Source organism: Chromohalobacter sp. 48-RD10, from assembly GCF_029889785.1.
Classification (GTDB): domain Bacteria; phylum Pseudomonadota; class Gammaproteobacteria; order Pseudomonadales; family Halomonadaceae; genus Chromohalobacter.
In genome coordinates, this window is sequence record NZ_JARANX010000012.1 from 18226 (window position 1) to 29907 (window position 11682).

Genomic DNA, 11682 nt, shown 5'->3' on the forward strand with positions numbered 1-11682 from the left:
AGCGGGCGTATGGGCCGAGTCAGTTGGCGACGATATTGACCAGCTTGCCGGGCACGACGATGACTTTACGCACGGTCTTGCCCTCGGTATGGCGACGTACGTTCTCCGCCTCGAGCGCCTGGGCCTCGACAGCTGCTTTGTCGGCCGCCGCCGGGACCTCGAGACGAGCCCGTAACTTGCCGTTGACCTGCACGGCGAGCTCGACGCTGTCCTTGACCATCGCTGCTTCGTCTGCGACTGGCCAGTCGGCGTCGATGACCGGGGTCTCATGCCCCAGGGCTTCCCATAGCGCATGGCAGGCGTGCGGCACGATCGGCGCCAGGATCAGCACGCTGGTTTCCAGTGCCTCGCGCAGCACCGCCAGGCCTTGTGGCGAAGTGTCCTCGAAGCGGCCGATGGCGTTGACCAGTTCCATGACCGCAGCGATGGCGGTGTTGAAGGTGGTCCGGCGGCCGATGTCGTCGCTGGCCTTGGCGATGGTCTCGTGGGTCTTGCGGCGCAACGTCTTCTGTTCGTCGTTGAGCGCGTCGACATCTAGCGTGGCGGGCGTGCCGGCGTCGAGATGATCGGCGACGAGTTTCCAGAGTCGCTTCAAGAAGCGGTGCGCGCCCTCGACGCCGGAGTCCGACCATTCCAGCGATTGCTCCGGCGGCGCTGCGAACATCATGAACAAGCGCACGGTGTCGGCGCCGAAACGGTCGATCATCGCCTGCGGATCGACGCCGTTGTTCTTGGATTTGGACATCTTCTCGATGCCGCCCATTTCTACCGGCTGGCCATCCTCGCGTAGCACGGCGCTGACGGGGCGGCTCTTGTCGTCACGCTTGACGTCGACATCGGCAGGATTGAACCAGTCCTTGTTGCCGTCGGCGTTGTGACGATAGAAGGTCTCGGCGATGACCATGCCCTGGGTGAGCAGGCGCTGGAAGGGCTCGTCACTCTCGACCAGGCCGAAATCGCGCATCAGCTTGTGAAAGAAGCGCGCGTAGAGCAGATGCAGAATCGCATGCTCGATGCCGCCGATGTAGAGATCCACCGGCAGCCAGTAGTTGGCGCGTTCGTCGAGCATCGCTTCCATGTTGTCGGCACTGGCGAAGCGCGCGTAGTACCAGGAGGATTCCATAAAGGTGTCGAAGGTGTCGGTCTCGCGCGTCCAGCCCTCGCCGAGATCATAGAAGTCCGGCATCTTCTTGAGCGGTGAGCCGGAGGCGTCGACCTCGACTTCCATCGGCAAGGCGACCGGCAGTTCGTCATCGGTGAGTGGCACGGTCTGGCCCTCGGGCCCGTATTTGACCGGAATCGGCGCACCCCAGTAACGCTGACGCGCTACGCCCCAGTCGCGCAGACGGAAATTGGTCTTCCGCGTGCCTTGTCCGTTGGCTTCTAGCTTGGCGGCAATAGCGTCGAAGGCCGCTTCGAAGTCGAGCCCGTCGTACTCGCCGGAGTTGATCAACTTGCCGTGCTCGGCATGTGCGCCCTGGGACAAATCCGGCACGTTCCCCTCGGCATCGGCAATCACCGGTTCGATGGCGATGTCGTACTTGGTGGCGAATTCCCAGTCGCGCTGGTCATGGGCGGGCACGGCCATGACCGCGCCGGTGCCGTATTCCATGAGCACGAAGTTGGCCACGAAGATCGGCACTTCGCGACCCGTCAGCGGATGAAGCGCCTTGTGGCCGGTGTCCATGCCTTTCTTTTCCATGGTCGCAAGCTCGGCTTCGGAACTGCCGGCGTGCTGGCACTCCACCAGGAAATCGGCCAATGCCGGATTGTCGGCGGCCGCCTGCTTGGCCAACGGATGGCCGGCGGCCAGCGCCATGTAGGTGGCGCCATAGAGCGTATCGGGACGCGTGGTGTAGACCACGAGCGGGTCGGCCTGACCGGCGACATCGAAGGTCAATTCAACGCCGGTGGACTTGCCGATCCAGTTGCGCTGCATGGTCTTGACCTGTTCGGGCCAGTCGACCTCGTCCAGATCGGCGAGCAGCTCGTCGGCGTAATCGGTGATCTTGAGGAACCACAGGGGGATTTCCTTGCGCTCGACCAGCGCGCCGCTGCGCCAGCCGCGCCCTTCGATCACCTGCTCGTTGGCAAGCACCGTCTGATCGACGGGGTCCCAGTTGACGGTCGACATCTTCTTGTACACCAGGCCTTGTTCGACCAGCTTGGTGAAAAACCACTGTTCCCAGCGGTAGTAGTCGACGTCACAGGTGGCGAATTCGCGGTTCCAGTCGTAGGCGAATCCCAGCGCCTTGAGCTGACGGCGCATGGCGTCGATGTTGTCGTAGGTCCAGGCCCCGGGCGGGACCTGGTTCTTGATCGCGGCGTTTTCGGCAGGCATGCCGAAGGCATCCCAGCCCATGGGCTGGAGGACGTTCTTGCCTTGCATGCGTTGAAAACGCGAGACCACATCGCCGATGGTGTAGTTGCGCACGTGCCCCATGTGCAATTTGCCGCTGGGATAGGGGAACATCGACAGGCAGTAGAACTTCTCCCGGGTCGCGTCCTCGACGGCCTTGAAGCACTGGTTGGTTTCCCAGAAGGTCTGGGCGGCGGATTCGGTTGCGTGCGGCGTGTACTGTGCGTCCATCGGTTTGATCTGGCACCTTGCGTTAGGCTTGGCTTGAAGCGGATAACGCCCGGCCTCGCGATATGGTAGAACGGAGCTGGGCGGGACGTTGTCCGTATGTTACGACAGGCCGTCAGGATACCCCAGTCATGCGCCTACAGGTAGGGGCATGGCGTCGACGACAGATCAGGAGAAGCGTTATGAGCGAACGTCACGATCAAGAGCATCGTCTGAGCCGCGCCTATGAGCGGGTTCTCGGGCGTCTCGAAAAAGGTGCTGGCGATCTGTCCTGGGAGTCGTTGCAGCGCGAAATGGACGACGCCATCGAGTTCGAGGCGGAACTCGAGACCTACACCAAGGATGAATTGGCCTTGCTGCGTGCCTGGGTCGAGCGCGATATGCGTGACTTGCGGGGGTTCCTGGCGCGAGGCGGCGAGGGCATTGCTACCTGGCTGGGCATCGATCTGAGTACCATTTCGCGGCGAGTCACCGAGGCGCTGTTTTCCATCGCTGACCGTACCGCCGTCGACCGAGCCCGCTTCGAGGACGATCTCGAAGCGGCGCGCGCGGATTATGTCGAAGGTGAGATGGCCGTGCCCGGCCGTATGCGTTGCGTACACTGTGACGCGGAAGTCGTGCTTGAATCGATCACCCGCCTCGAGCCCTGCCATCAGTGCGGGCATCGTTACTTCGCGCGGACCAGTAGCTAAATAAGCGCGGAATGCAAAAGACGCCGTATTGGAAAGGTGCGCTGCATGCGCAAGCCTTGGAAAATACGGCGTCGCTATCGGGTCAGTTCATGCGCATGGAGAGTGACTCCGAACGCTCTTCCCAATCGTCGTCTTCATGCAGTGAGCGCCTGGATGATTCTGGCAATTTCAGGCCACCCCACAACGCCAGCAGTGATATGACAAGTAAGTAAAACGCGGGTGAAAGAGAATTGTCTGTCACATCGATTAACCAGGTCGCAATGAGCGGGGCCGTGCCGCCAAACACGGTATACGCCACGTTATAGCACAGGGCAGAAGCCGTATAGCGTACGCGGGTGGGGAATTGTTCGGAGAGCAGTACGGCGGTGACGACGTTACAGACGACAGCCCCTATGGCCATCATGATGGCGCCCAGCATGGCGCTCCACAATTCTCCGCTACCGGCCAATAAGTAAGCAGGGAATACCGCAATCATGAGACTCAACCCCGCAGTGAGTATCGTTCTGCGGCGGCCCACCCAGTCTGAATAGCGTCCAATAATCGGACATAGAAAAGCGGCAAAGATCAAGGCTCCCAGACTAGCCAATAGAGAAGCCGTGCGCGTAGCGTCACCTTCCACCTTCATGTAAGTCGTAAAATATGTCGTGAACATATAAAACGATAAAGCCGTGGCCGAGATGAAAGCGCCCAGGCAAAGCAAGGTGCGGCCATGTTCACGGATAGTTTCCCGCAAGGGGGCGTGGTGAGTCACTGGCTGGGATTTCAGCATCTGAAAGATGGGCGACTCATCCAGCCGTAAGCGCATATAAAGACCAATGAGTCCCAATGGCGCTGCGATTAGGAAGGGGAGCCGCCATCCCCAGTTCTGTAATGTCGCCTCTGACATGACAAGGTCGATGCAATACGCAAGCCCGGCAGCTGTGGCAAAGGCCACGAACGTTGAGACAGGAACAAAGCTGCCGTAGCGTGCTTTCTTTTCTTGAGGAGCGTGTTCCATCACAAACGCGCAAGCACCTGCATATTCGCCGCCTGCTGAAAATCCCTGCAGGCAACGTGCCAGGGCTAATAACAACGGCGCGAGTAGACCGATGCTGGCATATGTAGGCAGTAGTCCGATCACTGTCGTGGAGCCTGCCATCATGATGACGGTTATTGAAAGTACTCGCTTGCGGCCTATCTTATCCCCGAGCATGCCGAAGAAAAGCCCTCCAAGAGGCCTGAGAGCAAAAGAGACGGCAAATACTGCGAAGGTTTGTAGTAATGCAAGAGTTGGGTTGCCAGGTGGGAAAAAATGCTGGGAAATGATGACCGCGAGAAACCCATATATCGCAAAGTCGAACCACTCGACGAAGTTGCCGATGGCTGAAGCAGCAATGACTTTTTTTAGTGTGGCGATATCGACATCGCCGATGTCCTGAGAATTTGAAGACGGAGGTGTGGACATGATGGCACTCCATTCGAGATGAAAGGCGAGATTGTTGTTAGAGCCCGTGCCTTTGGAGTACGACTAAAGGCCTATAACCCCGTCGACGATAGCCTGAGTCTTTGCCTATAAAGGTAATGTAAGCGACTGCTATATAGCTGGAAGCGACGCGCTTATATGCGCGTAAGCCGACGGTGCGTCCCATGCCTACGCGGCATGAAACACATTCCGGTTACGCTTAGTGGCTCCCAGCCCAAGCGTAACGAATGCGCTGCGGTGGCCTGTTACGAGACTTCCTGGTCAGTTCGTTGGGAGGGCAATGTGAGTTGGGTCTTAGGGGTCAAATAAATCTCTGGTCTGTCGATTCCAGGAACGTCACTGTAGGGAGTTGGAAGTGGCCTTGTACGCTGCTTCGACGCTAACAATACTCGCCGGGGAGGTTTCCCATGACGCAACCCAACGTACTGGTCCTGATGGCCGACCAACTCAACGGCACGTTGTTCGAGAACGGTCCTGCCGATTTCCTGCATGCCCCCAATCTCAAGAAGCTGGCCAAACGCTCGGTCAACTTCAACAATGCCTATACGCCGAGTTATTTGTGCGCACCGGGGCGGGCTGCTTTCATGTCGAGCCAGTTGCCGAGCCGCACCGGGGTATATGATAACGCTGCAGAATTTCCCTCCAGCGTGCCCACCTGGGCGCATCATCTGCGCCGTGCCGGCTATTCGACCTGCCTGTCGGGCAAAATGCACTTCGTCGGCCCCGATCAGCTCCACGGCTTCGAGACGCGCCTGACCACCGATGTCTATCCCGCCGATTTCGGCTGGACACCGGACTACACCAAGCCGGGCGAGCGTATCGACTGGTGGTACCACAATCTGGGCTCGGTGACCGGAGCAGGCGTTGCCGAGATATCCAATCAGATGGAATACGACGATGAGGTCGCCTTCCATGCTGAGCAGAAGCTGTACGATCTTTCGCGCGGTCACGACGAGCGTCCCTGGGCACTCTGCGTCAGCTTCACCCACCCGCACGATCCTTATGTAGCACGTCGCAAGTATTGGGATCTGTATAACGACTGCGCCTATCTCGAGCCGCAGCAAGGCCCAGTACCGTTCAAGGAACTGGACCCGCACTCCCAGCGTGTTTTCGAGGCCAACGATTATACTAAGTTCGATATCCAGCCTCAGGATGTGCGCAACGCGCGCCAAGGCTATTTTGCCAACATTTCCTATGTCGACGATAAGATCGGCGGCATTCTGGATGTGCTCGAACGCACGCGCATGCTCGACAACACGATCATCGTGGTCTGCGCTGACCACGGCGACATGCTTGGCGAGAAGGGCCTATGGTTCAAGATGAGCCCCTATGAAGGTTCTTCGCGTGTACCACTGATGCTTTCCGCACCGGGGATCGAGCCGCGCAATGTCGACGACCCTGTGTCGATCGTCGACATCAACACCACCATTGCCGACTTCGTCGGGATCGATCTGTCCTCGATCGCGCCCTATACCGATGGTCAGTCGTTGCTGCCTCTGGCCAAGGGCGAGAAGCGTGATGCACCGGTATACATGGAATACGCCGCCGAGGGCAGCTATTCGCCGATCGTGACGATCCGCGAGGGTAAGTGGAAATTCAATCACTGCGAGATCGACCCGCCGCAGCTGTTCGATATGGAAGCCGATCCGCTGGAACAGCACAACCTGGCGGAGAATCCCGACTACGCTGAGAAGCTGGCCGAATATCAGGCCAAGGTGCACGAACGCTGGGACATGGCCAAGTTCGATGCCGATGTGCGCGCCTCCCAGGCACAACGTCTGCTTGTCTACGAAGCACTGCGTAACGGTCATTACTATCCTTGGGACTATCAGCCGTTGCAGGATGCTTCCGAGCGTTACATGCGTAACCACATGGACCTGAACGAGGTCGAGGAAGCCCAGCGTTATCCGCGCGGTGAGTAAGACGATGGCGAATCACATCGTCTGAGCCAAGTCGGCAAGCAACATGAACGCCTGTGCCAGTCCGGTACGGGCGTTTTTCATGCATGCAGGATGGTTTCTCCCAGTGCCAGTGTCCCTGTGCCAGGCAGGTGTCAGGCAATGGCAAGGAGGCGCGATTGATCGTTCGGCCTCCTTGGGCACGGGAAAAGTTTGATATCGTCACACCTCGAAGCAGCGACCATGACGAGGAGATAGGTATGCACGACGAGGAGCTGCCCGATGCGATGGCGGCGATGTTGCTGACCGGGCATGGGGACATCGACAAGCTGGTCTATCGGCAGGATGTGTCCGTGCCGAGGCCCGCCAAAGGCGAGGTCCTGGTGCAGGTGACAGCGACAGCGAAGAACAATACCGACCGCAAGGCGCGAGAAGGGCTGTATCCGACCAAGGACAAGGGGGATACGACCTCGTTTCAGATCGGCGGTTCCCCGACACTGACCTTTCCGCGGATTCAGGGTGCCGACGTGGCCGGGCACGTGGTCGCTGTCGGCGAGGATGTGAGCGCCGAGCGTATTGGTCAACGTGGGCTGCTGGACTTCAATATCTATGCCGATGACCGCTCCGATATCAATCTGACACCCGACTATTACGGGCATGGCGCCGATGGTGGCTTTGCCGAGTACATTGCCGTGCCGTCGGCGCAGTTCCACACAGTGGACAATCCTGAGCTGGCCGATGCCGAACTCGCGGCGATGGGTATGTGTTCCTATCAGACCGCACTGCACATGTTGAACGCGGCCAACGTCAAAGCCGGGGAGCGCGTACTGGTGACGGGCGCCAGCGGCGGAGTGGGCACGGCACTGATTCGGCTCTGTCGTATCATGGGCGCGACGCCTTACGCACTGAGCCAACCGGACAAGGCAGAGGCACTTCTAGCGCTGGGTGCGGAAGCCGTGCTGGACCGCTCGGACATGCAGGATTTCACCGAGAAGGTGCGAGAACTGACGCAGGATCAGCCCATTGACGCGGTCATGGACTTGGTCGGGGGCGAGATGACCGACCGCTTCATCGACACCATGATCTTCGACATGAAACGTCGCACCACCAACCCACGCTTGAGCATCGCTGGGGCGAGTGGCGGTAATATCAGCGAGATCATGTGGACGCGGATTTATTTGTATCAGGTGCAGATATTCGGCGTTTCGCACGGTACACGCGACGAGGCCGAACAACTGGTGGCCTGGATTCGCGCGGGCCAGTTGAAGCCTGTCTTGCACGCGGCCTTCAAACTCTCCGAGCTGCACGATGCCGAGCGCTATTTCGTCAGTCGCAACAGCAACTACCTGGGCAAGATCGTGGTTGTCCCGGATTCGCAGTGGCAAGAACATGGCGCGCCCTACGCGCTGAAGGAAGAAAAATGAGCGAAGAACTGACACTGCAACTGATCGACCTGCATGCCGGCGGCGACGTCAGCCGTATCGTGACCGGGGGTATCGATCCGCTGCCGGGCAATACGGTGCGCGAGAAGATGGAGTACCTGCGCGAGGATGCCGATGGCCTGCGTCGGTTGTTGCTCAGCGAGCCCTATGGCATTCCCGAGATGTCGGTGGATCTGCTGGTTCCCGCCAGCGATCCGGAGGCCGAGGTGGGCTACATCATCATGGAGGTGATGGGCTATCCCATCTATTCCGGCTCCAACACCATCTGCACCGCCACGGCCGTGCTGGAAAGTGGCCTAGTGCCCAAGCGCGAGGGATACCAGCGCTTCATCCTGGAGTCCGCGGCCGGCCTGGTGCATATCGAGGCGCGGGTGGAAAACGGTGTGGTGGAGGGCATCACCTGCGAAGGCTTGCCCAGCTATATCGATACCTATCGAGCCAGCATCCATGTGCCTGCGGTCGGGGACGTGACCTACAGCGTCGCCTACAGTGGAGGCTTCTACGCGATGGTGGATGCCGCCGAGCTGGGCTTCTCGTTGAACCGGGACGAGGAGGAACGGTTGGCGGAGTGCGCCCATGCCATCGTCGAGGCGATCCAGGCAGAGCGAGGCTTCTCGCACTACACCCTGGGCGATGTGGGGCCGTTGCCGTTCCTGCATTTCATGGGACCGGTCGAGCAGGTCGCGGACGGTTTTTTCCGCTCGCGGTCGACGACCTATGTGCATCCGGGGGTGATCTGTCGCAGCACGACCGGTACCGGCACTTCCGCACGCTTGGCCCTGATGCACTACGAAGGTTCCCTACAGCCGGGGGACAAGCTGGAGACCATTTCGCTGCGTGGTACGGGCTTCATCGGCGAGTTCACCGGCTCCCGGCAGGAAGGGGACCATCAGGTGGCCGAGAACACCATCACCGGGAAAGCCCATGTGCTGGCGCGCTCGGACATCGTCATCAACTGCAACGACCCGCTGGTGGAGTGCGGCAGCCTGCATCATGTCCTCACCAGTGGGCATCGCAAGGCCGAGGCGGCACTGCCGGCCACCGAGGAAGTGTCACCGGCCGACTAGGCCCATTCCGGCATGACGCGTGGATTTCACCACGCGTCATGTCGCGATAGGGCGTTGACCGCGACGCCTGCTACTGGCGGCGCCGCCAACGCAGCCCGGGGATGAGCAGCAACAAGGCCAGCAGCCACGTCGGCCAACTGCCGGTGCGCGTGAACAAGGTCAGCCCTTGCATGGGCTGAACCTCGCCGCTGATGCTGGCGGTCTCGAAGCGCGGGGCGCGCTGAGTGACATGCCCCTGAGCGTCGATGATGGCGGTGACACCGTTGCTGGTCGCGCGCAGTACGTAGCGGCCATTCTCGAGCGCGCGCAATTGGGCCATCTGCAAGTGCTGGAGCGGGCCAATGGAGTTCCCGAACCAGGTGTCGTTGGAGACGGTGAGCAGCACGTCGGCATTGCGCGCACGTTGGGCGACCAGGTCGGCATAGATGATTTCGTAGCAGATCGCGCTGCCCAGGCGCATACCGGCGGCCTGGATCGGTGCCTGATCGGAGTCTCCAGCGGTGAAGCTCGACATGGGCAGATCGAAGAAGGCGATGATGCCGCGCAGCAAGCCCTCCAACGGTAAATACTCCCCGAACGGTACCAGGTGCTCCTTGCGATAGTTGCCTTGGCTGTTGCCCATCCCGATGACCGCATTGTAGTAATCGCCTTGGTCGTCGCGCTGAACGATACCGGTCAGCAGGGCGGTATCGGCGGGAAGCGTCGCTTGGACACGTTCGAGCACGGGGCGAGCCTGGGAGGCGAACATCGGCAGGGCGGTCTCCGGCCACACGATCAGGTCGGTGTCGTCGTCCTGGTCGCGCGTCAGTTCGGCATAGGTGTTAGCGGCCTGGCGTTGGCCCTCGGGACTCCATTTCGAGAGCTGGGGGAGGTTGCCTTGCAGCAGGGCGACTTGCTTGGGGTCGCCTTGCGGTGATGTCCACTGGGTGGGCATCACCAGCGGTAGGCACCACATCGCGACGAGCGGCACCAGCGCCCACAGGCGACGCTGCAATAGCGCGACCAGCAAGGTGCCGCTGAGAGCGACGATCAACGACAGCAGGTAGACGCCACCGATGGGCGCCCACGGCGCCAGCGGCGATTCGACATGAGCACTGCCGAGCAGCAGCCAGGGAAAGCCCGAGAACGCCCAGGTACGCAATGCCTCGCCGAGGACCCAGACGCCCGCGAAGGTGATCACGGACCATCGTGCGCTCGTGAAACGCCGATAGACACCGAACACCACGCCATAAAACAGCGCCAGGGTGACCACGAATAGCGCGGTGAGGAAGACCGCTAGCGGGACGCCGGTGTAGCCGTAGTCATGGATCGAGACATAGATCCACGACGTGCCTGTACCGAAGAGCCCCACGCCGTAGCTCCAGCCGCGCAATGCCGCCTGGCCGGGCGTCAGATCGTGAAGACCGTAGAATACCAGGGCAACGGCGACGGGACCGAGCCACCACCATTCGAAGGGGGTGAAGGTAAGCGTGGTGAGCGCGCCGGCGAGCAGCGCGACGAGGTATCCCATCCAGGGGCGATAGGTGCGGTTAGACAGCATGAGGCACTCCTTGTCGAAGGGGCCTCTTATAACAGAGCACGGCGCTGTGGGCCATGCCGCACTCTCGCCGGCGTCGGTTTAATGCTTGTCGCCGTCCCCTGGGTCTTCGGCATCGTCTTCGGGGCAGGGCGCGACCTGCAAGAGGCGGATACGACGGTTGTCGGCATTGAGTACGGTGAAGCGCCAGGTGCCCAGGTCGGCGTATTCGTTGCGTCGCGGCAGATGCCCGAAGCGCTGCATGACCAGACCGCCGACGGTATCGAATTCCTCGTCGGGAAAGACCGTGTCGAAGCGTTCGTTGAAGTCCTCGATGGGCGTCAGGGCGCGAATCGCATAGGTGCCGTCGCCCAGGTCGCGAATATCGTCTTCTTCATCTATGTCGTGTTCGTCCTCGATGTCGCCGACGATCTGCTCGAGGATGTCTTCGATGGTCACGATGCCTGCGGTGCCACCGTATTCATCGACCACCACCGCCATATGGTTATGGGTGTCGCGAAATTCCTTGAGCAGGCTGTTGAGGCGTTTCGACTCGGGAATGAACATCGCAGGGCGCAGGATATCGCGTAGCTGGAAGCGTTGGCGCTCGGCGTCGCTGAGCTTGAGCAACGGCAGGAGATCCTTGACCAGTACGATGCCCAGTACCTCGTCGAGGTTCTCGTCGATGATCGGATAACGAGAGTGCGCGGTCTCGAGGATGATGGGTAGGCAGTCCTCGGGGCGCTGGTCGACATGCAGGGCGGTTACCTGGGAACGCGGGATCATCACCTCGCGCGTTTGTTGATCGCTGATCTGGAACGCGCCTTCGATGATGGTCAGCGCATCCTGGTCGAGGCGCAGTCGTGTGCCGGCCTCACGCAGGAAGGTGAGCAATTCGTCTCGTGAACTCGGTTCATCGGAGTCGTTGGAAAAAGCGTTCAGCAGTTTATCCAGCCAGGATTTGCCACCCTGGCTGCTCGATCGGTCTTCGCTCATGCGATAGGTCTCTCGTTCCTCA

Annotated in this window: 8 protein-coding genes; 4 read left to right on the forward strand and 4 right to left on the reverse strand. The window is 60.3% G+C overall.

Going from position 1 to position 11682, the window contains the following annotated elements:
• Positions 1-19 precede the first annotated feature (19 nt).
• Positions 20-2590 (reverse strand): leucine--tRNA ligase, encoded by a 2571-nt coding sequence (leuS, locus tag OP496_RS12495; protein WP_280563976.1) that lies wholly within the window; start codon positions 2588-2590, stop codon positions 20-22.
• Between the two features lie 179 nt (positions 2591-2769).
• On the opposite strand from leuS, the gene OP496_RS12500 reads away from it, so the two are divergent.
• Positions 2770-3279, forward strand: coding sequence for a zinc ribbon-containing protein (locus tag OP496_RS12500; protein ID WP_280563977.1), 510 nt, complete (start codon positions 2770-2772; stop codon positions 3277-3279).
• An 82-nt stretch (positions 3280-3361) separates the two neighbouring features.
• Here OP496_RS12500 and OP496_RS12505 read toward each other — a convergent pair whose 3' ends face one another.
• Positions 3362-4723: an MFS transporter gene (locus tag OP496_RS12505; RefSeq protein WP_280563978.1), complete on the reverse strand. Its 1362-nt coding sequence runs from the start codon at positions 4721-4723 to the stop codon at positions 3362-3364.
• Between the two features lie 425 nt (positions 4724-5148).
• Between OP496_RS12505 and betC the strand changes: the two genes are divergently transcribed.
• The 3 genes from betC to OP496_RS12520 all read left to right on the forward strand — a co-directional run bounded on the left by betC (position 5149) and on the right by OP496_RS12520 (position 9148).
• Positions 5149-6663: a choline-sulfatase gene (gene betC, locus OP496_RS12510; protein ID WP_280563979.1), complete on the forward strand. Its 1515-nt coding sequence runs from the start codon at positions 5149-5151 to the stop codon at positions 6661-6663.
• A 236-nt stretch (positions 6664-6899) separates the two neighbouring features.
• On the forward strand, positions 6900-8063 hold the full coding sequence (locus OP496_RS12515) for a zinc-binding dehydrogenase (protein WP_280563980.1): 1164 nt from the start codon (positions 6900-6902) through the stop codon (positions 8061-8063).
• Positions 8060-9148: a proline racemase family protein gene (locus tag OP496_RS12520; protein ID WP_280563981.1), complete on the forward strand. Its 1089-nt coding sequence runs from the start codon at positions 8060-8062 to the stop codon at positions 9146-9148. Before OP496_RS12515 ends, OP496_RS12520 begins: the two co-directional genes overlap by 4 nt.
• Positions 9149-9218: 70 nt before the next feature.
• Here OP496_RS12520 and lnt read toward each other — a convergent pair whose 3' ends face one another.
• Complete coding sequence (gene lnt, locus OP496_RS12525; RefSeq protein WP_280563982.1) at positions 9219-10688, reverse strand: apolipoprotein N-acyltransferase; 1470 nt, start codon at positions 10686-10688, stop codon at positions 9219-9221.
• 78 nt (positions 10689-10766) lie between these two features.
• The gene (locus tag OP496_RS12530; RefSeq protein ID WP_280563983.1) at positions 10767-11660 is read right to left on the reverse strand and encodes a transporter associated domain-containing protein; all 894 of its coding nucleotides are present in this window, start codon (positions 11658-11660) and stop codon (positions 10767-10769) included.
• Positions 11661-11682: the final 22 nt, after the last annotated feature.